Genomic DNA, 22,129 nt, shown 5'->3' on the forward strand with positions numbered 1-22,129 from the left:
GCCCCCAAGAAAGTGAATCGCGAAAGTTACTCCGCGATTTCCGCGCCCTTGTCGGCCAATTCCATCCAGCCGGCCAGCACGGTGTAGGCGTCTTCCAGGCCCATGCGCTTAGGCGCCGAGAACAGCTGGATGGTGATCGCATCGCCCCAACCCTTGCGGATTTCTGACTGCACTTTGAGCAGCGTGTTCTTGGCGGCGCCGTAGGTCAGCTTGTCGGCCTTGGTCAGCAGGATATGCATCGGCATGCCGCTGGCGACGGCCCAGTCGAGCATTAGCAGGTCGAAATCGGTCATTGGATGACGGATGTCCATCATCAGAATCAATCCCTTCAAACTCTCCCGGCCACCCAGGTAAGCCTCAAGGTGACGCTGCCAGTGCAGCTTCAGCGGGATAGGTACTTTTGCATAACCGTAGCCGGGCAGGTCGACCAGACGCCGATCATCGTCTAGCTTGAAGAAATTGAGCAGTTGCGTGCGACCCGGAGTTTTAGAGGTGCGCGCGAGGCTGGCGTGGGTCAGGGTGTTCAGCGCGCTGGACTTACCGGCGTTGGAACGGCCGGCAAAGGCGACTTCAAAGCCCTCGTCATCGGGGCATTGGTCCACTTTGGCGGCGCTGAGCATGAAGGTGGACTGTTGGCACAGGCCGAGGATGGGATTCTTGAGTTGCATGAGATTTCCGATGTGGGCGGTGCCGAGAAAGGGTGCGGCAAGCGGTGTCGTTTCCGTTTCAGTAGCGCCAGTATATAATGCCGCAGATTTTGTGTGTGCTTTGTCCCAGCGAAGGATGAGGTACACGGGAGCGAAAGACCTTTATTGCGCATTAGAACGCAAAACGCTCTCAAACCCTGAAAAGGTCGATGTATGACCTGATGGTTGCTCGCTTTTGGTGCCCTGATGCCGCTTTAAGGCGCTCAGGCTACACAGGAACCGGAAGCGCTGTACAACCGAGTTTGCGTGGCTACGCTGATGCAACACGTGACCCAGGGTTTCAAGGCAATGCCGCCGCGTGGTTTGTGCATGGACTGCAGTACTGAGGATTACCAGGCCGTCATTGAGTTGGCGGTGAGTAAACCCGGTAGATAACTCTTAAACCCTTAGCCGTAGTTGGATTAGCTGATGAACAAACTGATCGTGAGTCTGCTGTTGACCATGGGCATCACTGGCGCTGCCGTCGCTGCAGAGGGCCCCCTTAAAGGTGATGCCGCTGCCGGTCAGGCGAAAGCCGCCGTATGTGGTGCTTGCCACGGGCCGGATGGCAACAGCCCGGCGCCGAACTTTCCCAAACTGGCGGGCCAGGGTGAACGCTACCTGACCAAGCAGATGCAGGATATCAAGAGCGGCAAGCGCACGGTGCTGGAAATGACCGGCCTGCTGGCGAACTCCAGCGATCAGGACCTGGCAGACATTGCGGCGTATTTTGCCAAGCAGAAAGGCAGTGTGGGAGCTGCCGATCCTAAGTTGGTTGCCCGCGGCGAGAAGCTGTTCCGCGGTGGCAATCTGGATAAAGGTCTTCCTGCCTGCACCGGCTGCCACTCACCGAATGGCGCTGGTCTTGAGGCTGCGGCCTTTCCACACTTGAGTGGCCAGCACGCTCAATACATTGCCAAGCAACTGACGGATTTCCGCAAGGAAGAAGGCGGCCGGGCAAACGATGGCGACGCAATGATCATGCGCACCATCGCCCGCAAGCTGAGCGACGAAGACATCGCAGCCCTGTCCAGTTACATCCAGGGCCTGCACTAAGCGCCTTCAACGTTAACGCTCGATTAATCGCGCGATGCAAGCATAAAAAGGGTGGCCCAGGCCGCCCTTTTTTGTGGCCGGTGCCGTTACACTAACGAACTCATGCCCGCGTAGACCTGTCACACCTAAAGGTCGCGTGAGGCGACTTTATTTGTCCAGGAGTAAAGCATGCGTAATCTGATCCTCAGCGCCGCTCTCGTCACTGCCAGCCTCTTCGGCATGACCGCGCAAGCTGCCGACGTGCCGCTTGAAGCCGGTAAAACCTACGTTGAATTGTCCAACCCAGTGCCGGTCTCGGTGCCGGGCAAGATCGAAGTGGTAGAGCTGTTCTGGTACGGCTGCCCGCATTGCTACGCGTTTGAGCCAACCATCAACCCATGGGTTGAGAAGCTGCCTAAGGACGTGAACTTCAAGCGCATCCCGGCCATGTTCGGCGGCCCGTGGGATGCCCACGGCCAACTGTTCCTGACCCTCGAAGCCATGGGTGTGGAGCACAAGGTCCACAACGCGGTATTCGACGCCATTCAAAAACAAGGCAAGCGCCTGACCAATCCAGACGAAATGGCTGACTTCGTTGCGACCCAAGGTGTCGACAAGGACAAGTTCCTGGCCACCTTCAATTCGTTCGCCATCAAGGGCCAGATCAAGCAGGCCAAGGAGCTGGCGCAGAAGTACGGCGTGCAAGGCGTGCCGACCATGATCGTCAACGGCAAGTATCGTTTCGACCTGGGCACCACTGGCGGTCCTGAAAATACCCTCAACGTTGCCGACCAGCTGATCGCCAAAGAGCGCGCAGCCAAGTAAGGGGCTTCCCATGCGCCGCTGGGGTACCACCGAACGTGTCGTTGGCCTGCATGACCCGCAGGTCAATGAACATCATCTGGAATCGACAGGCTTGCCGGCAGACAATCGCCTGCGCCTGCTCAGTTTCAATATCCAGGTGGGTAACAGTACCGAGAAGTACCGGCACTACCTCACCCGTGGCTGGCAGCACTTGCTGCCCCACAACGGGCGGGCCGGTAACCTGCAGAAGATCGGCGACCTGCTGAATGATTTCGACCTGGTCGCCCTGCAGGAAGCCGACGGCGGCAGCATACGCTCGGGCTACATCAATCAGGTGGAGCATCTGGCCCACCTTGGGGCTTTCCCCTACTGGTATCAGCAACTCAATCGCAACTTGGGGCGCCTGGCGCAGCACAGCAATGGTGTGCTCAGCCGCTTGAAACCAACTGCGATCGAAGACCATCCGTTGCCGGGCCCCAAGGGGCGTGGGGCGATCCTCGTGCGTTTTGGCGAAGGGCCTGAAGCCTTGGTGGTGGTGATGATGCACCTGGCACTTGGCGGGCGTACGCGCAACCTGCAGTTGGCTTATGTGCGCGAGTTGATTGGCAAATACAAGCACCAGGTATTGATGGGGGATATGAACACCCACGCCAACGACCTGCTGCAGAATTCCCCGTTGCGCGACCTCGGGCTGCTGGCGCCGCAAGTCGAGGCCACGTTTCCCAGTTGGCGCCCGCAGCGCTGTCTTGACCATATCCTGCTCAGCCCGAGCCTCACACTGGAACGTGTGCAGGTGCTGGCACAGCCCATTTCCGATCACCTGCCGGTCGCGGTAGAGATTCGTCTGCCGGGTTCGCTCACGGCTGATGCGTTACCCGCATTGAGCCCAGGCACCAGCGGACCCCTTGCATGAGCGACGACGCCCAGCGCTGGAAAGAAAAATACCTGTTAAGCATCGAGCAACAAGAAAAGCTCGAACGGCGTTGGGCTGCCCGTCTCGACCTGCTGCGCCGTGGGCTGGTGCGCAGCACGCTGGCGGCGGAGGGTACCGACCGCGCCGTTGACCAATGCATGAAGGAAATGCGCGATGTGGTGCGCACCGACGACATGGACGCCGCCCTCGCCGCCTTGCTGCCGCGCCTGGAAAAGGCCGTGCTGGACTCGGAGCAGCGCCGCGAAACCCGTGTCGATCAGATCAGCACCGCGCTGACGTCGCTGGTTACGCAATTGCAAAAGCTGCCGTTGCCCCGTGAGGTGGCACGTCCGCTGAAGACCTTTGCCAAGCAGTTGGATAGCCGCGTCAGCCAGGCCCGTGAGATTCCTCTGTTGCTCAGCGAGTTGAGCGGCTTGCAAGGGCAGGCGTTGAATAACCTGGAGCCGGACGGTGAGACCACGCGTCCTGGGCCAGGTTTGTTGCAGCGTTTGTTTGGGGCCAAGGAAGCCACGAGCGAAGCGGTAGCCGGCGAGCCCGTTGCCAGCCCATCGCTGCCGCCCGTTGTATCCAAGCCCTGCGCTGAGCCTCAGGAGCCCGAAGAATCCGAGGAACTGACGCAAGCCTTGCGGGCCTTTGCGCCACCGTCTCAGGAACCGCTGGCTGCTCAGCCCGAGCCTGCCAAGGCCATCAGTGAAACCTTCGTGTATGAGGCGCCTGCGCAGCGGGCCGAAGAGGCTGCGCCTGTGGCCCAAGCGTCAGCTCCAGATGAGCCAGTGCCACAGGATCAAGAGCCCGCTACCGAAAGTGCTCTCGCCGCCTTTATCGAGACACCACCGGTTGCGGTAGAGACGCCGGATGAGACCGTCATCGGCAGCCTCTCCCTTCCGCCTGTGCTGGAGACCGAAGAGCCGGACCCCGACGAGCTGCAGTCGGACGGTCCCTATTCTCTACCGGACTCACCCGAGCCGTCCTACAGCTCCGTGGCCAAGCATATTGAAGACACCCTGCTCGGCCTGCTGGAAGAGTTGTCCCTGCCCGAGCGCCATCAGCCACAAGCCGAAGCCATGCGCGAGCGCCTGGCCCACGGGTTGAACTGGTACGAACTGCTGCCGATCCTCGATGACCTGGCGGTGCTGATGCTGGCGATCACCGACAGCGGCCAGCACGAGTTCGAGGCCTACCTGAAACAGCTCAACGAGCGTCTCGAAGCCTTCCAGGGCCATCTGCAGGTGGCCAGCGACGGCCATGCTGACAGCCACTCCGCCGCCAGGGAGCTGGACACGCAGATTCGCGAGCAGGTCGACGGCCTGCAAAGCAGCGTGCAGGAAGCTGCGGATCTGGACAGCCTCAAGCACGTGCTGGAAAGCCATCTTGAAGGTTTGCTCGGCACCATGGACGAGCACCAGCAGCAGCGTGACCAGCGTGAGCAGGAAGTCACGGCGCGCTTGAAAGGGCTGGCCGAGCGGGTTGCCAATATGGAGCAGGAAGCCCAGGGCTATCGTGAGCACCTGGAGGTGCAGCGCCAGAAAGCCCTGATCGATCCGCTCACCGGCTTGCCTAACCGCGCCGCCTGGAGCGAACGCCTTGATCAGGAGGTCAATGCCTGGCACCAGCACGGCAATAGCCTGTCGCTGGCGATGCTGGATCTTGACCACTTCAAGCGTATCAACGATGGCTACGGCCACCTGGCCGGCGACAAGGTGTTGAAGATCATCGCCAATGTGCTGCGCAAGCGCCTGCGGCCCAACGACTTTATCGCGCGGTTTGGCGGTGAGGAGTTTGTGTTGCTGATGCCTGATTCATCCCTGTCGGACGCCTTGGGCGTGGGTGAAGTGCTGCGTGCCGCCATTGAGGCATGCCCGTTCCACTTCAAAGGCGAGCCGGTGACCATCACGGTATCCATGGGAGTGGCGCAGTTCCAGTCGGGTGAGCGCAGTGACCTGGCGCTCAAACGTGCGGATGAGGCGCTGTATCGGGCCAAGGCGGCGGGGCGTAATCAGGTGCAGGCGGCGTAAAAGATGTTCCATTTTGTAATTTGACCGTCTGACCACGGACGGTACGTTACACTGTTGCATTATCGTCTTCAGCGTACCGCCTACCGCCATGAAATCCCTGTACTTCGCCTTTGTGTTTCTCCTGCTCGCCGGCTGCGCCAGCGGTCCCCGCCTGGACACCAGCCACCCTTCGGCGAACCACGACAACCGTGTGCAGTTCGTGGTCGTCCACTACACCTCCACCAATCTTGAGCGATCCCTGGCCTTGCTGACCCATGGCGAGGTCAGCGCGCATTACCTGATCGGCGACGACGCCTCCGCTACCATCTACAAGCTGGTGGACGAAAGCCAGCGCGCCTGGCACGCGGGAGAAAGCGAGTGGATGGGGCGTACGTGGCTCAATTCCAGCTCCATCGGGATCGAAATTGTAAACCCTGGCTACAAGGACACGCCCACAGGCCGCCTGTGGTACCCGTACTCCGAGGCCCAGGTGAAATCGCTGGTTGTGCTGCTCAAGGACATCAGCAAGCGCAATGGCATCGATCCCAAGAACATCATCGGTCACAGCGATATAGCACCGCTGCGCAAACTGGATCCGGGGCCGTTGTTCCCCTGGAAGCGCCTGGCAGATGAGGGTCTGGGTGTATGGCCGGATGCCCAGGCCGTTGCGCGTTTCCAGGTGCAATATGCTGCGCAACTGCCGAGCATTGCCTGGTTTCAGGAAGAGCTGGCGCTGCTGGGTTATCCGACGCCCCAGACCGGCGAACTGGATGTCGCAACGCGCCACGTGATCGCGGCGTTCCAGATGCGTTTCCGGCCTTCCCTGTTCGTCGGTGAGCCGGATGCCGAAAGTGCCGCCATCCTGCGTGTCCTCAACCGGCGCTAAGTTTTAAAGCGGCAACGCCATGTAGAACTGTGTGCCCTGCCCCGGCCGCGAATACACGCCCATGCGGCCGCCGTGCAATTGCACGATCTCTTTGCACAGCGCGAGCCCCAGGCCGGCGCCGCCCTTCTTGCGGCCCACCTGGACGAAGGGTTCGAAAATGCGCCCTTGCTGGCCATACGCGATGCCTTCGCCGTTGTCTTCGACACTGATGATGACCCGCTCGCCATGGCGCCGCGCCTGCAGATGAATCTGCCCGCCGTCGGCGGTGTGGCGCAAGGCATTGCCCAGCAGGTTGTCGAGCACGCGCTCCAGTTGCGCCCGGTCGGCATACAGCCGCGGCAGGCCGGATTGGACTTCTACCAGTAACTCGATCCGCTGCGCGTTGGCGGGCTCCACAAAGCGTGCACGAGCATGTTCGAGCAGATCGGTCACGTCGCACGGCCCCAGGGTAAGTTTCTGCAGGCCGTTCTGGTAACGCGAAAAGTTGAGCAAGTCGTTGATCAACTGCATCAGGCGCTGCATTTCTTCATTGACCGTATCCAGCAGGTCCGCTTCGCGGGACTCCGCCGGAAACTTCGCACGTTCGCGGAACAGGCCGAATGCCATGTGCATGCCGGTCACCGGCGTGCGCAGTTCATGGGAGGCGCGCAGGACGAATTCGCTGCGTACACGTTCGAAGGCGCGCTGTTCGGTGACGTCGTGCAGCACCATCACGGCGCCGAGAATATGCCCTTCGGTATGGCTGACCGGTGTGAGGCTGTAGGTCAGCAGGCGCAGCTCGCCCTCGACTTCCACTTCCAGATCGTCCGGCGCCCGCTCCAGGTTGCCGCCGCGCAGCACCAGTTGTAGCTGCTCATCCAGCTCCGGGCGCATCAGCGCTTCGCCAAGGCCTTGGCCGAGGCGTTCCTCGTCCCAGCCCAACTGGCGCTGCGCGACGGGGTTGAGGTGCTCCAAGCGGCCTTGGCGGTCAATCATCAGCAGGCCATCGTCGATGCTATCGAGCACGGCTTGCAGGCGCTGCTGGCCGGCCAGCAGTTCGTCAACATTGGTCGCCTGATGCTGGCGCACCGCTTCGGCCATGAGACCGAAGCGGCGGGTCAGCAAGTTCATTTCTGCCGCTGAAGAGATCGGCAGCGTGACTTCGAAATCGCCTTGGCCGATCTTGTCCGCCGCTTTGGCCAGCGCTTCAATCGGGCCGCCAAACCGCCGGGCGATACCGTGAGCCGTGACAAATCCGATGATCAGCACCGCAAGCCCCACCAACCCCAGCAAACCCGCGACCAACAAGGCGCGCTCGCGGGATTTGTGCTCGCTGGCGCTGATGTTTTCCAGCGCTTGTTTATGTTCTGCAATCAGCCCGTTGCGCAGCACATTGAAGGTTTCGGTGAGTTTTTGCTTGCTGTCTGGCGGCGGCGACGCTTGCTGGGATTGGTCGAACGCTTCAAGCAAGTCCTGGTACTGGCGGCGCGCCTGGCTGAAACCGTTGCCACGGCCATCGCGCTGCTCGTGGGCGATGCCTTCGTCCAGTAAGTCGAAGTAACGCTTTTTGGAGGTTTGCAGCGCCTCGGGGTCGGGGCGTTGTTCCAGCATCATGATCAACTGGTCGCCCAGGCTCTGGCGCAGTTTCAGGCCCAGATCCAGGGTGACGAAGTTGCTGCGAATCAGCGATTCCTGGGTCTTGGCCATCTGCATCACGCTGACGAGGCCCAGGATCAGGCCCAGCAAAGCGACGGTGATCAGCGCCGAGATGCTCAGGAACAGCCGAGTGCGCAGCTTCATCGCTAGCTTCATAGGGTGCAGCTCACAGGTTGTACTGTTTGCGTTTGCGGTACAGGGTCGACGCGTCGATGCCGAGGGTACGTGCCGCCTGGTCCAGGGTGTCGCTGGTGGCCAGGACTGCGCCGATATGGGCTTTTTCCAGCTCGTCCAGGCTCAATGCCGCACCAATGCGCGGGGCGTTGTTGGTCGGTTGCTCGGCCATGCCGAGGTGGACGACCTCGACCTTTTCCTGCGGGCAGATGATGCTCGCGCGCTCCACCACGTTGCGCAGCTCACGGATGTTGCCGGGCCAGCGATAGTTGAGCAGCGCTTCACGCGCTTGATCACTGAAACCCCGCGCCGGGCGGGCGTATTCCTTGACGAAGCGCGCCAGGAAGCGGTCGGCCAGCGTCAGGATGTCTTCACTGCGCTCACGCAGCGGTGGCAGATGCAGGGTGATGACGTTGAGGCGGTACAGCAAGTCTTCACGGAAACGCCCGTCGCGCACCATGTCTTCCAGGTTCAGGTTGGTGGCTGCGAGGATGCGCACGTCGGCGCGACGGGTCACCGGGTCGCCCACGCGCTCGTATTCCTTGTCCTGAATGAAACGGAGCAACTTGGGTTGCAACGTGAGGGGAAAGTCGCCGATCTCATCAAGAAACAGCGTGCCGCCGTCCGCCTGGTTGACTCGGCCCAAGGTGCTCTCACTGGCGCCGGTGAAGGCGCCACGGCTATGACCGAACAGCTCGCTTTCCATCAGTTCGGCCGTCAGCGACGGGCAGTTGATGGTCACGCAGGATTTCTTTGCGCGCTTGCTCCAGCCGTGAATGGCGCGGGCCAGTTCACCTTTACCGGTGCCGGACTCGCCGAGGATAAGGATGTTGGCGTCGGTCCCGGCCACTTGGCGCGCAGTTTCGAGCACGACCATCATCGATGGGCTATGGGAGTCGAGGCCGTCCTTAGGCTGGCGCACCGCACCTTCCAATGCCTCCAGGCGTGCGGAGAGCTGGCGCACTTCCAACTGCTTAGCCGTAGCGAGGCGCAGTTGATCGGGGCTGCAAGGCTTGACCAGGTAATCAGCGGCGCCGGCCTGGATCGCGTCCACGGCGGTGTCGACAGCGGAATGCGCGGTGACAATCACCACGCGCATCCACGGCGCCTGGATGCGCATTTGGGCCAGCACGTCCAAGCCGTTGTCTTCGCCCAGGCGCAGGTCCAGGAAGCACAGGTCGAACACCTGGCGTTGCATCAGGGCATCGGCCTGGGCGGCGCTGTTGGCGGTGGCGACGGTGTAGCCTTCATCTTCCAGGCAATAACGGAAGGTGCGGAGGATCGCGGACTCGTCATCCACTAAAAGAATGCGGCCTTGAAGTTCCTTGGCTGATTCCATCTGTCCCGCGCTCCTTAACTATGAGTGATGGTGCTTAGTCCCGGAATAATCGGGCAAGTTGCATGGTTTATTCTGATTGATAAAAGGCATTGCCGTGCAGGTATCTGCTTCTCTTCCTACAAAGCCCCGCCTAGTGGCGTTTTCATGCCGTCTTGCCACTTCGGCAACCTCACCGTCGCTTTCGATCCTTTGATCCGACTGCTGGTCATCGTGCATTTCGCACGGCCCTTCGGAGGGCATCGTGCAGGATGCTGCATCCGAGTCAAACGCTTATTGCGTAACTTGCTGATTTTATTGATTTTTATTTTGATAAAAAGCTGGCATGCGCTCTGCAATACCTCTCCCAACGAATAATCAGAATGCGGGAGAACATCAGCATGACTCGCCAAACCCTCAGCCAAATGCGTGTATCGCCGCTGCGCTTGCAGCAAGGCATGTTTGCCAGCTTGGCCGTGATGGTCACGCTGATTGCCGGCCAGCAGATGCAGCATTGGCAGCAGAGTCAGCAACAAGCCCCGCAGTTCGAACGTCCGGTAACGACCCAGACCCATTTCAGTTCCATTGGCAGCCGTACCGTCGGTAGTGCTGCTGATGTAACCGCACCCCAATTGAGAGTGGCTGACCAGGATTCGACCCTGGGCGAGCTGCCAACCCAAGAGCGCTGGGTGTTCTAGGCAACAAATGCGGTCGTTTGTGTTGAACGTCCGTACGGCATCACCGCTGTTACCTCTATCGAAGCGTAAGGAGAATCACCATGTTGAGTTGGGCAATCACATTTCTGATCATCGCCATTGTGGCTGCAGTTCTGGGCTTCGGTGGTATCGCGGGCACCGCCACGGGGATCGCCAAGATCCTGTTCGTAGTTTTCCTGGTGATGTTCATCGCTTCGTTCTTCTTTGGTCGTCGCGGCCGAGGCTGAATATGACCACTCTGTGCTTTAAAGCCATGGCTGCCGCCCTGATCTTGGGCGGCAGCGGCCTGGCGATGGCCGCCAATGACGGCCAATCCCGGGCCAACCAATTGCTGACCGCGGACCCGCAGTACCGCGAGACTTGGCAAGACGTGGTGAAAAAAGAAGAACGCCTGCCGGAATGGGTGATGAATCTGTCGGGCACGGCCGAGCAGATGAATGCCGTGGAAGAGGGGGGTGACCAGTATTTGGTCGGGCCGCTTTGTGAAACCGCAGAGACCTGCAAGAGCAAGCGCTTGATCGTCGCCTTCAGCCTCGACAAGGAAGATGCCTACGCCATGTTGGTTGAAGTCCCCGCCGGTCTGCCGGCAGACAAATCGCCAACGCGTCACGCCGACTACCGCTTTATCGGTAAGCCGGATGAAGGCATGCAGAAGCTGCTGATGGAGCAGTTGAAGAAAGATCCGAATTGGTACTAGGTGCCGTCTGACGGCGTTAGTCGTCAACGGGGCCAGCATCCATAGGAAGAAGCAAGCACGCTTCTTCCTGTTTGTGCCGCTCCCCAAGGGCGGTGCATGACCAAGGGGCCGGGTTGCTCTGATCAAATGAGATCGGCGTGACCTACGGGTACAGGGAGTACCTGCGCAAGGGCCGGGTCAGGCGAAAAGCTGCGACGCAGGTTCACAAGCTGAAGGCTTGCTGAACTTGCGGCGGGCTTATGACGCTCATCCCTGCCTTTTATGCCACCTATAGCCGCTAATTTTCTTTTTGCTCGTTTCCAACCATTACTTGGTATGTCGGGACGACCATCTATCGAGAAAGTTTTGTTGGGTCTATAGGACAATTCTTACGCAATCCCACCGAATTCCCCGGCATTCCTGCCAATGCACCAAACACGTGCAGAATCTCTGCGCGAGCCTGAATTGGCCGGTTCACGGCATATTCACCTGACAAAATGTCGCATTTGAACTGACCGTTCGGACAGTTATTATGAAAAAAAGTCATGCCGATTCGGCATAGGGTAGGCGTTTACGGCATTAGACGTCGCTCCCTTGCGTCGGAATAGTTGCGCCTTTTTTCGCCTGCCAGTAAGCCATTTCGGCCACGCTGCGGTGACCTTTCATGGAGGCAGATGCACACACTTTTTCGCTTTCGAGCGGTCCAGCTGGCGCATTTGCCTTAAGTTCACTTGAAGTAAGGGTAATGACATGAAGAAGGCAAAGCTAAGCCTCGCCTGGCAGATCCTCATCGGGTTGGTGCTGGGGATTGCAATCGGTGCAGTGCTCAACCATTTCAGTGCTGAAAAGGCCTGGTGGATCAGCAACGTATTGCAGCCGGCGGGCGATATCTTTATCCGCCTGATCAAGATGATCGTGATCCCGATTGTGATTTCCTCGCTGATCGTCGGTATTGCCGGTGTCGGTGACGCGAAAAAGCTCGGCCGCATCGGCGTCAAAACCATCCTTTACTTCGAAGTTGTCACCACCATCGCCATTGTGGTCGGCCTGCTGCTGGCCAACCTGTTTCACCCGGGCGCGGGCATCGACATGAGCACCCTGGGTACGGTGGATATCTCCAAGTACCAGGCGACCGCCGCCGAAGTGCAGCATGAGCATGCGTTCATCGAAACCATCCTCAACCTGATCCCGTCGAACATCTTCGCCGCCGTCGCCCGTGGCGAAATGCTGCCGATCATCTTCTTCTCGGTGCTGTTCGGCCTGGGCCTGTCGAGTCTCAAACCGGAGCTGCGCGAGCCGCTGGTGACCATGTTCCAGGGCGTGTCCGAGAGCATGTTCAAAGTCACCCACATGATCATGAAGTACGCGCCAATCGGCGTATTCGCACTGATTGCGGTGACGGTGGCCAACTTCGGCTTCGCCTCCTTGCTGCCGCTGGCCAAGCTGGTGATCCTGGTTTACGTCGCCATCCTGTTCTTCGCTTTTGCAGTATTGGGCCTGATCGCCCGTCTGTTCGGCTTCTCGATCCTCAAGCTGATGCGCATCTTCAAGGATGAGCTGGTACTGGCCTACTCCACCGCCAGCTCTGAAACCGTGCTGCCGCGTGTGATCGAGAAGATGGAAGCCTACGGCGCGCCGAAAGCGATCTGCAGCTTCGTGGTGCCGACCGGTTACTCGTTCAACCTCGACGGTTCGACCCTGTACCAGAGCATCGCGGCAATCTTTATCGCCCAGCTGTACGGCATCGACCTGTCGATCGGCCAGCAACTGATGCTGGTGCTGACCCTGATGGTCACCTCCAAAGGCATCGCCGGCGTGCCGGGCGTGTCCTTTGTGGTACTGCTGGCCACCTTGGGCAGCGTCGGTATTCCGCTGGAAGGCCTGGCGTTCATCGCCGGTGTGGACCGCATCATGGACATGGCGCGTACCGCCCTCAACGTGATCGGTAACGCGCTGGCGGTATTGGTCATCTCCCGTTGGGAAGGCATGTACGACGACGCCAAGGGCGAGCGCTACTGGAACTCGCTGCCACACTGGCGCACCAAGCAAGCCCTGCCGACGGCCCAAGCCACTCGCGGCTGATCGTAGGACAGCTTGAAGACAAACCCCGGTAAATCCGGGGTTTGTCGTTTCTGCCAGCCCCGCTATCATTCGCCCCATCTTTCGGGGGATTCAACTGATGCTCAATGGCCTGTGGCTTGGCTTTTTTGTCGTGGCAATGGTGTCAGCACTGGCGCAATGGCTGGTGGGCGGTAACGCCGGGATTTTTGCAGCGATGGTCGAAAGCATTTTCGCCATGGCCAAGCTGTCGGTGGAAGTGATGGTGCTGCTGTTCGGCACCCTGACGCTGTGGCTGGGCTTCTTGCGCATTGCCGAGAAGGCCGGGATTGTCGATTGGCTGGCCAAGGCCCTTGGCCCGCTGTTCCGCCGCCTGATGCCGGAAGTGCCCGCCGGCCACCCGGCCATCGGTTTGATCACCCTCAACTTCGCCGCCAACGGCCTGGGCCTGGACAATGCCGCGACGCCTATCGGCCTGAAGGCCATGAAGGCGTTGCAGGAACTCAACCCCATCCCCAGCACGGCGAGTAACGCGCAGATCCTCTTCCTGGTGCTCAACGCCTCGTCGCTGACGCTGCTGCCGGTGACCATCTTTATGTACCGCGCCCAGCAAGGCGCTGCCGACCCGACGCTGGTGTTCCTGCCGATCCTGTTGGCCACCAGCGCGTCCACCCTGGTGGGCCTGCTTTCGGTGGCGGTGATGCAGCGCCTGCGGCTGTGGGACCCGGTGGTGCTGGCTTACCTGATTCCGGGTGCGCTGGTGCTGGGTGGCTTTATGGCGTTACTGGCAACCCTGTCCGCCACCGCGCTGGCCGGTTTGTCGTCGATCCTCGGCAACCTCACATTGTTTGGCCTGATCATGCTGTTCCTGGTGATCGGTGCGCTGCGCAAGGTGAAGGTGTACGAAGCGTTTGTCGAAGGCGCCAAAGAAGGCTTCGACGTGGCCAAGAACCTGCTGCCTTACTTGGTCGCGATGCTCTGTGCCGTCGGCGTGCTGCGTGCTTCGGGAGCCCTTGAGTTCGGCCTGGAAGGCATTCGCCACGTGGTGGCATGGACCGGCATGGACACGCGCTTCGTCGATGCGTTGCCGACCGCGATGGTCAAGCCGTTCTCCGGCAGCGCCGCGCGGGCAATGCTGATCGAGACCATGCAAACCCAGGGCGTGGACAGTTTCCCGGCACTGGTCGCGGCGACGATCCAGGGCAGTACGGAAACCACCTTTTATGTGTTGGCGGTGTACTTCGGTTCGGTGGGTATTCAGCGGGCGCGGCATGCGGTGGGGTGTGCGTTGCTGGCGGAGTTTGCCGGTGTCGTGGCGGCGATTGCCGTGTGCTACTGGTTCTTTGGTTAAGGTTTAGAGTGCTATCGGGGGCAAGCCCCCTCCCACATGTTGATCTGTGAACACATTCAAAATGTGGGAGTGGGCTTGCCCCCGATGAGGCCCTCAGCGTTTCGCAACACCGCTGCCCTGCTGCACCACCCAGTCCACCACCTGCTTATTCAGCTGATCCCCCGCCAACCCAAACCCCGCCACCACCGCCGGTACTTTGATGTCAGTCACCGGCTGGCGCACTTCAAAGCGCCGGCTGGCAATGATCCGCTGATCACTCCCCCGCACCAGGCGTGCGTCGAGGCGGATCACCACCTCCACCGCGCTGCCCCGGTACTCGCTCTGAAACGCCTGCAATTGCCCGCCCAGCTCATAGTCGGCCTGCAGATTGGTGTCGTCGGTGCTCAACAGCGTCACCCGGCCATCGCGCTGGAAGCCGTCCAGCAGGCGATTACGCAACAGCACCGGCGCGGGGTCGCTCCAGCGCGAGTTGGCGTAGCTGCTGATCAGGTCGCCATTGGGCACCACGGCGATGCGTGGGCTGTCGAGGAACTCGCTGGTTTGTGGTTTGCTCAGCCGTAGCGACCAGCTCACCGGCGTGCCTTGGGTCGTCGCCTGGGCCGAGGCCAGGCGGTACACGTCCGACGGGTCGGCCTTGGGCAGGATCGAGCAGGCGCTCACCAGTGCCAGCGCCATAGGCGCGATCATTTGATAAGCACGCTTCATGGCGTGAACTCCTTGTTCTTGTCACTGCCCAGCAGGTAACCGCTGGGATTGGCTTCCAGGCGGCGGGAGATGGCGCGCAGCGAACCGAGGGTTTCGCGCAGTTCGCGCACGGCCGGCGCCAGTTCGTTGAGGCCCTGCATGCCGCTGTTCACCGAGTCCTTGTTATTGGTCAGCAAGGTATTGATGGTGGCGGTGCTTTGCTCCAGGGATTTCATCGCCTGTTCGGCACTGCCGAAGGCTTGCTTGCCTTGATCATTGAGCAAGCCATTGGCATTGCGCATCAGCACGGTGGTCTGCTCCAGCGCCGCGCTGGCCTGTTTGCTCACCTGCATCAGTTGTTGCATCACCACTTTGATGTCGCCGCGCTGGTCGGCAATGGCGCCGGTGGTTTGCTGCAGGTTGTCCAGGGTTTTGCTCAAACGCTCGACGTTCTCCGAGGAGAACATGTTGTTGGCGTTGTGCAGCAGCACGTTGATACCGGTCATTAAGTCATTGCTGTTATTGAGCAACCGCGCGATGGGCGATGGCGAGGCGATAATCTGCGGCAGGTTGCCGTCCTTGCCCTTGAGCACCGCACTTTGGGGCGTGCCGCCGCTGAGCTGGATGATCGACGTACCGGTGATGCCGGTCAGCGCGAGTTTGGCCTGGGTGTCCTCCTTGATCGGCGTCTGCCCGGCCAAGCGGATACGTGCGAGTACGCGGCGCGGGTCGTTGGGGTCCAGGCTCAAGCTGATCACGTCGCCCACCTTGATCCCGCTGTATTGCACCGAGCTGCCCTGGGACAGGCCGCTGACCGCTTCGTTGAAGATCACTTCGTAATCCTGGAAGGCGCTGTCGACGCTGGATTTGGCCAGCCACAGGCCAAACAGCATCGCGCCGACCACTACGATCACGCTGAACAGTCCGATCATCACATGATGGGCTCGGGTTTCCATGTCATACCTCGTTGAGCGGTTGAGCGGCATCCAATGCCGCGCGGCCCCGGGGGCCGTGGAAGTATTCGTGAATCCAGGCGTCGTCCGTTTCCGAGACGATATCGATGGCGTCCGCCACCAGCACTTTCTTCTGCGCCAGCACCGCCACACGGTCGGTGATGGTGTACAGCGTGTCCAGGTCATGGGTGACCAGGAACACGCTCAGGCCCAGTGCATCACGCAAGGTCAGGATCAGTTGGTCGAATTGCGCTGCGCCAATCGGGTCGAGGCCGGCGGTGGGTTCGTCGAGGAACAGGATGTCCGGGTCCAGCGCCAGGGCGCGGGCGAGTGCGGCGCGCTTGATCATGCCGCCAGACAGCGACGCGGGGTATTTGTCGGCCGCCGACAGCGGCAGCCCGGCCAGGGCCAGTTTGACCGCCGCCAGGTGCTCGGCGTCGCGGCGGCTGAGGCCGGCGTGCTCGATCAGCGGCAGCGCGACGTTCTCGGTCACGGTCAGCGAGGAAAACAGCGCGCCCTTCTGGAACAGCACGCCAAAGCGCCGCTCTACCAGCGAACGTTCATGCTCCGACAGGCTCGGCAGGTTCTTGCCGAACACCCGCACTTGGCCTTCGCTGGGCCGGCGTAGGCCGACGATGCTGCGCAACAGCACCGACTTGCCGCTGCCGGAGCCGCCAACCACGGCGAGGATTTCGCCCTTGTACAAGTCCAGGTCGAGATTCTCGTGCACGCTCTGGCTGCCGAACCGATTGCACAGCCCACGAACCTCGATCACCGCCTCAGCGGGTGCACGGTGTAAGCGACTCACCAGCCCATCTCCATGAAAAACAGCGCGGCGACCGCATCCAGCACGATCACCACAAAGATCGATTGCACCACGCTGGAGGTGGTGTGGGCGCCGACCGATTCGGCACTGCCGCTGACTTTGAACCCTTCAAGGCAGCCAATGGCCGCGATCAGGAAGGCGAAGATCGGCGCTTTCGCCATGCCCACCAGAAAATGCTGCACGCCGATGTCCGACTGCAGCAGCGAGAGGAACATCGCCGGCGAAATATCCAGCGCCACGGCACACACCACGCCGCCACCGACGATCCCCGAGAGCATCGCCAAAAAGGTCAGCATTGGCAGCGCCACCAGCAGCGCGAGTACGCGGGGCAATACCAGCAGCTCCATCGGGTCCAGGCCGAGAGTTCGGATCGCGTCGATTTCTTCGTTGGCCTTCATCGAGCCGATCTGCGCGGTGAAGGCACTGGCGGTGCGGCCGGCGATCAGGATCGCGGTGAGCAACACGCCGAATTCGCGCAGGAAGGAAAACGCCACCAGGTCCACGGTAAAAATCGTCGCGCCGAAGCTTTTGAGTACCGTGGCGCCTAGAAACGCCACCACGGCACCGACCAGAAAGGTCAGCAACGCCACAATGGGTGCGGCATCGAGGCCGACCTGTTCGAGATGGGCAACCATCGGCGTCAGGCGCCAGCGCTTGGGGCGCAAAACGCCGCGGGCAAAGGTTTCGAGGATCAGGCCAACGAAGCCCAACAGTTGCTTGCTGTCCTGCCAGACGGTATCCACCGCCCGACCGATGCGGGCCAGCACTTGGATACCGGCAGCCTCTTCCGGCGCTTTTTCCGGTACGCAAAAGTCATTGAGGGAGCGGTAGACGGTCTTGAGCAAGGCACGGTCGGCAGCGGACAGGCTGCAATCGGTCTGCTCGGCGGATTGCTCGATGCGGGTTGAGCCCAGTAACTCCACCAGCAGCGAGGCGCCGGCGGTATCCAGGGCGCCGAGACCATTGAGGTCGATGCGGGCACCGGCGTCGTATTGGCTGTCGAGTTTGTCCGACAGCTTCTTCAGGTTGGCGTAGTGGGCTAGGGTCCAGTCCCCCGTAATCCGCAGTAACGGAGGGGTGGTGGAGGTGTCGAGGTGGGCGGCGCCGGCCGTGGGACTACTGTTCATAAGCTCCAAGCTTGTATTGGCTATCCACAATTCCTACGTAATAGCACGATACCGCTTACTTCGGGTTGTCCGTTTGTGCTGCGTCAGTCACTTTGAAACGCAGCACGCCGATCACCTGCCCATCTTCGGTCAGTACCCGAACCTGCCAGCGTCCTACCGCATCGGGCGGGAAGTTCTGCTTGTGGGTCCAGGCGCGATAGCCTTCCTTGCGCCCGCCGTGGATGTCCAGGGCGATGCGGTCGACCTCTTTGCCGTTGAATTTCCACACGTGGTAGATCCGCTCATTCAGCCCGCGTGGCGCGTTGATCGCGGTGTAGGCGTAGAGCCCGCTACTGCGCAGTTGGGCGGCGGTGACTTCCTTGAGGTCATCGCCAGGCGTGCGGTCTTGTAACTGGGTGCTGATGGCCACTTCGGTCATCCACAGGGTGGCCGGTGGTACCCAACTGCGTAGGAACCAACCTGCGCAACCAATCGCGGCCGTTACGCCCAGCAGCATCGCCCAACCCTTGAGGCTGCGCAGCGGCATGCTCACCGCCAGGCTTGGAATCGACAACGCCATGGCCACGCCGAGGGCAAGTTTGTAACTCTCGGCGGTGGTCAGGTGCAGGATGATCGGCAGCGCGGTGAGCAGTGCGGCAAACAGCGTCAGGGTGTGCAGCGCCAGGAACAGCGAGCGTTTGGGCGCCAGCCATTTGTAGTACAGCGGGTCGATGATCGACACCAGTGCCGCCGCGCCGAGCAGGCCGGTAAACACCGACTGGCCGCTGTTCCACGCCGTGGTGACGAAAAAGAACGGCAGCACGAAGAACAGACTTTCCTGATGGATCATCTGGGTGGCGTAGCGCAGCAGCGGTTCGGGAATTTCCCGCTTGAACACCTTGGTAAACAGCTGGGTGAAGCTGTTCTCCAACATCAGCCACAACCAGCTCACCAGCATGATGACCGCGATCCAACTGGCCATGCCCTGCTGGCGGTCCACCAAAATGAAGCTGCACACACCCGAAATGAAGCCGCCGAGTGCAATCACCCCTGGGTAGCGCTTCATCAGTTCGAGGATGCGGGTGATTAAACGGGTCACGTTTTGCATTCGGCGGTTCGCAGTCTTTGTAGGAAAAAATCCCAGACAGAATAACGTCTTAGCCTGGTGTCCGGTGCCCGATTACGTGATCCGTTTGCGATAAACCCGCACGCCGATCAACACAATGGCGATCAGGCCGAGCACGCCGGCGCCAATCCAGTTGAGCATGTCGTAGCTCAGCAGCGGTTTTTCGACGCGCCAGTAGCCTGGCTGCTTGAGCACTTGGCGCAGGGCCTGGTTGGCCTGATCCAGGTTGACGGCCTTGATGCGTTTGGCCGGATCGCTGAAGCGGCCCTTGTCGTAGTCCGCCGCGGCTGCCCAATAGTAGTCGGCCAAGGCGCTGTTGCCCTGCACGGCCCAGGCTTGCCGGGCGATGGCGGCTTGTTGCAGGCGGGCGAAGGTGGCCGGATCCAGACCGTCCTTGAGCAATTGCGCGGTGAGGTCGTGCAGCACCTGTTCGGCTTCGGGGAGGTTTTCCCGCTCAAGGTCGGCATTCAGGCTGAGGAAACCGACGCCGCCGAGCACTTCACGTTCGCTCCAGGGGCCGTAGGACAAACCGTGCTTGAGGCGCAGTTGGCGGTACAGCGCCCAGTCGAGGTAGTCCTTGAGCAGGTCGTAGGTTTCATCGTGCTGGTCGTCCAGCGTCGGTTCGGGGAACAGCCAGTGCAGTTTGGCGCCGTTACCCACCCAGCCGTGGATCAGGTCGCGGTGGCCGAGGGCGGCGTGCTGGATGTCCGGCAGGGGCCTGTGCTCGGTGGGGTCCACCGGATCGAGTTCGCCGTAGGTGCGTTCCAGGTAGGCCGGCAGCAGTTTGTCGAGTTCGCCGACGACGATCAGCGTCATGTTGTTGGGGGCGTACCAGTTTTTGCGCAGTGTCTGCAGTTGGTCGCGGGTCAAGTGCTCGACTTCGGCGCGCTCGGCGCATTTGAGGCCCAGCTCCACGGCCAGTTGATTGCTGGCGGTGTGGCCGAGGTCTTGACGATCCAGCAGGCGTTGCAGGTGCGAGTAATGGCCACCGTCTTCGCGTTCGACGACTTTTTTGGCCGCATCGATATTGGCGTCGGTCAGTTCAGTGCGGGTGATGATCGCCAGCAACAGGTCGAGCACCTTGCGCTGGTTGTGCGCGGGGGCCTCGATCACGAAGGTGGTGTCGGCATTGCTGGTGTAGGCGTTCCACTCGCCGCCCAGGGCCTGCATGCGCTCTTCGAGGTCGCCTTCGCCGCCGCCGTCGATGCCACTGAACAGCAAGTGTTCGAGCAAGTGCGGCAGTTCCTTTTCCTCACAGGCGAAGTCATCCAGGCCTACACCGACTACCAGCCGGATCGCCACGTGCCCACGTTCGGTTCCCGGTTTGAGCAGCAATTGCAGGCCGTTGGGCAAGGTGTAGCCCTCGACTTGCAGGCGGTCAAAGGCAAAGGCGTGGGCAGAACCCATGAGCAGGCAGGCAAATAACAGGCGACGCATAACTGGCTTCCTGGCGAGTGAGGTCAGCTTTAACTGACTTCACGGGCCATCGTACGTTCAGGGCGAATGCGTGATGTCGGCAATATCTTCGGCCGAGAGCGCGCCAGTGTCGGACGTTTCCAACACTACATACGCACTGCTGCAAAACAACGAGTTGAGGCGTTTCATGTCAGCAATCAGCTCCAAGTGCAGGGAACTGGTCTCCAGGCTTTGTACGATTTTGCGTTGCAGGCGACTCACGTGGGCGTGGGCCAGGCGGCGTTCCTGGGCGCGAAAGCGGCGTTTCTCACGCAGCAATTGACGCGCGCTTTCCGGGTCGGCGCTGAGGAACACCGAAAGGCCCAGTCGCAGGTTGGCGATCAATTGGCTGTGCAGTCCGGTGAGTTCTTCCAGGCCGACTTCAGAAAACTGGCGACGCTGGGAGGTTTTCTGCTGCTGGACTTTGCGCAGCATGCGTTCGATCAGGTCGCCGGCGAGCTTCAGGTTGATCGACAGCTCAATGATTTCGGCCCAGCGGCGGCTGTCCTGTTCGCTGAGGTCTTCGCGGGGCATTTGTGCCAGGTAGAGTTTGATCGCGCTGTAGAGCGCTTCGACGTCATCGCTGAGACTGCGCATCTCCTGGGTGATGGCGGTTTGCTTGCCACGCAGTACTTCCAGCATAGAGGTGAGCATGTTGTCGATCAGGTCGCCCAGGCGCAGGGTTTCGCGTGCGGCATTGGCCAGTGCCAGGCTGGGCGTGGTGAGGGCCGTGAGGTCCAGATGACGGGGTTTGGCCTTGCCGTTGGAGTCTTCTCGTTCGGGCAGCAGCCACGCGCACAGACGCGCCATTGGGCCGATGGTCGGTAGCAGGATCAGGCAGCGGCTGACGTTGTAGAGCAGGTGGAAGGTGATGACCATGCCTTGGGTGCTGTAGTCCAAATCATCCATCCAGCGCACGAGGGGGTCGAGCACCGGAATGATCAGCAGCAGGCCGATCAGCTTGTACAACAGGCTGCCGAGGGCCACCTGGCGCCCGGCGGCGTTTTGCATGCTGGTGCTGAGGAAGGCCAGCACGCCGCTGCCGATGTTGGCACCGATCACCAGGCCGATGGCCACGTGCAGGCCGATCACACCGGCACCGGCCAGGGTGGCCGTCAGTAGGACAGCAGCCAAGCTTGAGTAGGAAATCATCGCGAACAAGGCGCCGACCAGGGCGTCGAGCAGGATGTCGCCAGTCAGCGAAGCGAAGATCACTTTGACGCCCTGGGCATGGGTAATCGGCCCGGCGGCTTCGACGATCAGTTGCAGCGCGAGGATGATCAGCCCGAGGCCAATCCCCACCCGCCCCAACTGCCCTGCCCGCGTCTGTTTGCGTGACAGAAAGAAAATAACGCCGAGGAAGATCAGCAGCGGTGACAGCCAGGACAAGTCCAAGGTCAGGACCCGCGCCATCAGCGCGGTACCGACGTCGGCGCCGAGCATGGTCGCCAGGGCGGGCATCAGCCCCATCAGGCCCTGGCCGACAAATGAGGTCACCAGCATAGCGGTGGCGTTGCTGCTCTGGACCATGGCTGTCACCAGGATACCGGCGACAAACGCAAGCCAGCGCTTGGACATGTTATGCCCGATGACCTGACGCAAATTGGAGCCGTAGACCCGCAGGATGCCGGTACGGACGATGTGCGTGCCCCAGATAAGCAGGGTCACGGCGGAAAGCAGATTGAGCAAGGTCAGCATGCTCGGCCCCCCGTGTA

Annotated in this window: 20 protein-coding genes and 1 pseudogene; 11 read left to right on the plus strand and 10 right to left on the minus strand. The window is 60.9% G+C overall.

Going from position 1 to position 22,129, the window contains the following annotated elements:
• Window positions 1-26: 26 nt before the first annotated feature.
• A complete protein-coding gene (gene yihA / locus NDJ82_RS05905; RefSeq protein ID WP_042943980.1) occupies window positions 27-668 on the minus strand; it encodes a ribosome biogenesis GTP-binding protein YihA/YsxC in 642 nt (213 codons plus the stop codon).
• A 225-nt stretch (window positions 669-893) separates the two neighbouring features.
• Here yihA and NDJ82_RS27420 point away from each other — a divergent pair.
• The 6 genes and pseudogenes from NDJ82_RS27420 to NDJ82_RS05930 all read left to right on the plus strand — a co-directional run bounded on the left by NDJ82_RS27420 (window position 894) and on the right by NDJ82_RS05930 (window position 6,339).
• Window positions 894-1,082 (plus strand): annotated as a pseudogene (locus NDJ82_RS27420) (c-type cytochrome).
• A gap of 33 nt (window positions 1,083-1,115) precedes the next feature.
• Window positions 1,116-1,742 carry a c-type cytochrome gene (locus NDJ82_RS05910; protein WP_250925080.1) on the plus strand — a complete coding sequence of 209 codons (627 nt, stop codon included), beginning with the start codon at window positions 1,116-1,118 and terminating at the stop codon, window positions 1,740-1,742.
• Window positions 1,743-1,910: 168 nt separating this feature from the next.
• On the plus strand, window positions 1,911-2,546 hold the full coding sequence (gene dsbA / locus NDJ82_RS05915; protein ID WP_250925081.1) for a thiol:disulfide interchange protein DsbA: 636 nt from the start codon (window positions 1,911-1,913) through the stop codon (window positions 2,544-2,546).
• A 10-nt stretch (window positions 2,547-2,556) separates the two neighbouring features.
• A complete protein-coding gene (locus tag NDJ82_RS05920) occupies window positions 2,557-3,438 on the plus strand; it encodes an endonuclease/exonuclease/phosphatase family protein (RefSeq protein WP_099586208.1) in 882 nt (293 codons plus the stop codon).
• Complete coding sequence (locus tag NDJ82_RS05925; protein WP_250925082.1) at window positions 3,435-5,474, plus strand: diguanylate cyclase; 2,040 nt, start codon at window positions 3,435-3,437, stop codon at window positions 5,472-5,474. The genes NDJ82_RS05920 and NDJ82_RS05925 overlap by 4 nt, the downstream gene beginning before the upstream one ends.
• A gap of 88 nt (window positions 5,475-5,562) precedes the next feature.
• A complete protein-coding gene (locus tag NDJ82_RS05930; RefSeq protein WP_099586210.1) occupies window positions 5,563-6,339 on the plus strand; it encodes an N-acetylmuramoyl-L-alanine amidase in 777 nt (258 codons plus the stop codon).
• A 3-nt stretch (window positions 6,340-6,342) separates the two neighbouring features.
• Here the strand turns inward: NDJ82_RS05930 and NDJ82_RS05935 are convergent, their stop codons facing one another.
• Both NDJ82_RS05935 and algB read right to left on the minus strand, forming a co-directional pair.
• A complete protein-coding gene (locus NDJ82_RS05935) occupies window positions 6,343-8,130 on the minus strand; it encodes an ATP-binding protein (RefSeq protein WP_250925083.1) in 1,788 nt (595 codons plus the stop codon).
• 10 nt (window positions 8,131-8,140) lie between these two features.
• The gene (gene algB, locus NDJ82_RS05940) at window positions 8,141-9,487 is read right to left on the minus strand and encodes a sigma-54-dependent response regulator transcription factor AlgB (RefSeq protein WP_099586212.1); all 1,347 of its coding nucleotides are present in this window, start codon (window positions 9,485-9,487) and stop codon (window positions 8,141-8,143) included.
• A gap of 377 nt (window positions 9,488-9,864) precedes the next feature.
• On the opposite strand from algB, the gene NDJ82_RS05945 reads away from it, so the two are divergent.
• The 5 genes from NDJ82_RS05945 (at window position 9,865) to NDJ82_RS05965 (ending at window position 14,264) form a co-directional block, all read left to right on the plus strand.
• Window positions 9,865-10,161 (plus strand): hypothetical protein, encoded by a 297-nt coding sequence (locus tag NDJ82_RS05945; RefSeq protein ID WP_112196890.1) that lies wholly within the window; start codon window positions 9,865-9,867, stop codon window positions 10,159-10,161.
• Between the two features lie 80 nt (window positions 10,162-10,241).
• Window positions 10,242-10,406, plus strand: coding sequence for a DUF1328 domain-containing protein (locus NDJ82_RS05950; RefSeq protein WP_003170804.1), 165 nt, complete (start codon window positions 10,242-10,244; stop codon window positions 10,404-10,406).
• Window positions 10,407-10,408: 2 nt separating this feature from the next.
• Entirely contained in the window at window positions 10,409-10,876 is a 468-nt protein-coding gene (locus NDJ82_RS05955; RefSeq protein ID WP_099586213.1) for an inhibitor of vertebrate lysozyme family protein, read from the plus strand.
• Between the two features lie 729 nt (window positions 10,877-11,605).
• Entirely contained in the window at window positions 11,606-12,937 is a 1,332-nt protein-coding gene (gltP, locus tag NDJ82_RS05960) for a glutamate/aspartate:proton symporter GltP (protein ID WP_099586214.1), read from the plus strand.
• A gap of 97 nt (window positions 12,938-13,034) precedes the next feature.
• On the plus strand, window positions 13,035-14,264 hold the full coding sequence (locus tag NDJ82_RS05965) for a spore maturation protein (RefSeq protein ID WP_250925084.1): 1,230 nt from the start codon (window positions 13,035-13,037) through the stop codon (window positions 14,262-14,264).
• A gap of 93 nt (window positions 14,265-14,357) precedes the next feature.
• Here NDJ82_RS05965 and NDJ82_RS05970 read toward each other — a convergent pair whose 3' ends face one another.
• From NDJ82_RS05970 to NDJ82_RS06000, 7 genes are all read right to left on the minus strand, one after another.
• Window positions 14,358-14,969, minus strand: coding sequence for an ABC-type transport auxiliary lipoprotein family protein (locus tag NDJ82_RS05970; RefSeq protein WP_250925085.1), 612 nt, complete (start codon window positions 14,967-14,969; stop codon window positions 14,358-14,360).
• A complete protein-coding gene (locus tag NDJ82_RS05975) occupies window positions 14,966-15,904 on the minus strand; it encodes an MlaD family protein (RefSeq protein ID WP_099586217.1) in 939 nt (312 codons plus the stop codon). Before NDJ82_RS05975 ends, NDJ82_RS05970 begins: the two co-directional genes overlap by 4 nt.
• A gap of 1 nt (window position 15,905) precedes the next feature.
• Complete coding sequence (locus NDJ82_RS05980) at window positions 15,906-16,709, minus strand: ABC transporter ATP-binding protein (RefSeq protein WP_099586218.1); 804 nt, start codon at window positions 16,707-16,709, stop codon at window positions 15,906-15,908.
• Complete coding sequence (locus tag NDJ82_RS05985; protein WP_250925086.1) at window positions 16,706-17,854, minus strand: ABC transporter permease; 1,149 nt, start codon at window positions 17,852-17,854, stop codon at window positions 16,706-16,708. Before NDJ82_RS05985 ends, NDJ82_RS05980 begins: the two co-directional genes overlap by 4 nt.
• A gap of 55 nt (window positions 17,855-17,909) precedes the next feature.
• Window positions 17,910-18,941, minus strand: coding sequence for a DUF5924 family protein (locus tag NDJ82_RS05990; RefSeq protein ID WP_099586220.1), 1,032 nt, complete (start codon window positions 18,939-18,941; stop codon window positions 17,910-17,912).
• A gap of 72 nt (window positions 18,942-19,013) precedes the next feature.
• Window positions 19,014-20,396, minus strand: a complete 1,383-nt coding sequence (locus tag NDJ82_RS05995; RefSeq protein ID WP_250925087.1) for a M16 family metallopeptidase — start codon at window positions 20,394-20,396, stop codon at window positions 19,014-19,016.
• A 57-nt stretch (window positions 20,397-20,453) separates the two neighbouring features.
• Window positions 20,454-22,112 (minus strand): Na/Pi cotransporter family protein, encoded by a 1,659-nt coding sequence (locus NDJ82_RS06000; protein WP_099586222.1) that lies wholly within the window; start codon window positions 22,110-22,112, stop codon window positions 20,454-20,456.
• Between the last annotated feature and the right edge of the window lie 17 nt (window positions 22,113-22,129).

Source organism: Pseudomonas sp. SR18 (assembly GCF_023701505.1).
Classification (GTDB): Bacteria; Pseudomonadota; Gammaproteobacteria; order Pseudomonadales; family Pseudomonadaceae; genus Aquipseudomonas; species Aquipseudomonas cyclaminis.

Coding starts and splice junctions, on each gene's coding strand:
- NDJ82_RS05965 (WP_250925084.1), top strand. CDS start 13,035: ATGCTCAATGGCCTGTGGCTTGGCTTTTTTGTCGTGGCAATGGTGTCA.
- NDJ82_RS06000 (WP_099586222.1), bottom strand. CDS start 22,112: ATGCTGACCTTGCTCAATCTGCTTTCCGCCGTGACCCTGCTTATCTGG.
- NDJ82_RS05955 (WP_099586213.1), top strand. CDS start 10,409: ATGACCACTCTGTGCTTTAAAGCCATGGCTGCCGCCCTGATCTTGGGC.
- NDJ82_RS05985 (WP_250925086.1), bottom strand. CDS start 17,854: ATGAACAGTAGTCCCACGGCCGGCGCCGCCCACCTCGACACCTCCACC.
- NDJ82_RS05925 (WP_250925082.1), top strand. CDS start 3,435: ATGAGCGACGACGCCCAGCGCTGGAAAGAAAAATACCTGTTAAGCATC.
- yihA (WP_042943980.1), bottom strand. CDS start 668: ATGCAACTCAAGAATCCCATCCTCGGCCTGTGCCAACAGTCCACCTTC.
- NDJ82_RS05990 (WP_099586220.1), bottom strand. CDS start 18,941: ATGCAAAACGTGACCCGTTTAATCACCCGCATCCTCGAACTGATGAAG.
- NDJ82_RS05995 (WP_250925087.1), bottom strand. CDS start 20,396: ATGCGTCGCCTGTTATTTGCCTGCCTGCTCATGGGTTCTGCCCACGCC.
- NDJ82_RS05920 (WP_099586208.1), top strand. CDS start 2,557: ATGCGCCGCTGGGGTACCACCGAACGTGTCGTTGGCCTGCATGACCCG.
- NDJ82_RS05970 (WP_250925085.1), bottom strand. CDS start 14,969: ATGAAGCGTGCTTATCAAATGATCGCGCCTATGGCGCTGGCACTGGTG.
- NDJ82_RS05950 (WP_003170804.1), top strand. CDS start 10,242: ATGTTGAGTTGGGCAATCACATTTCTGATCATCGCCATTGTGGCTGCA.
- NDJ82_RS05945 (WP_112196890.1), top strand. CDS start 9,865: ATGACTCGCCAAACCCTCAGCCAAATGCGTGTATCGCCGCTGCGCTTG.
- NDJ82_RS05935 (WP_250925083.1), bottom strand. CDS start 8,130: ATGAAGCTAGCGATGAAGCTGCGCACTCGGCTGTTCCTGAGCATCTCG.
- NDJ82_RS05930 (WP_099586210.1), top strand. CDS start 5,563: ATGAAATCCCTGTACTTCGCCTTTGTGTTTCTCCTGCTCGCCGGCTGC.
- NDJ82_RS05910 (WP_250925080.1), top strand. CDS start 1,116: ATGAACAAACTGATCGTGAGTCTGCTGTTGACCATGGGCATCACTGGC.
- dsbA (WP_250925081.1), top strand. CDS start 1,911: ATGCGTAATCTGATCCTCAGCGCCGCTCTCGTCACTGCCAGCCTCTTC.
- NDJ82_RS05975 (WP_099586217.1), bottom strand. CDS start 15,904: ATGGAAACCCGAGCCCATCATGTGATGATCGGACTGTTCAGCGTGATC.
- algB (WP_099586212.1), bottom strand. CDS start 9,487: ATGGAATCAGCCAAGGAACTTCAAGGCCGCATTCTTTTAGTGGATGAC.
- gltP (WP_099586214.1), top strand. CDS start 11,606: ATGAAGAAGGCAAAGCTAAGCCTCGCCTGGCAGATCCTCATCGGGTTG.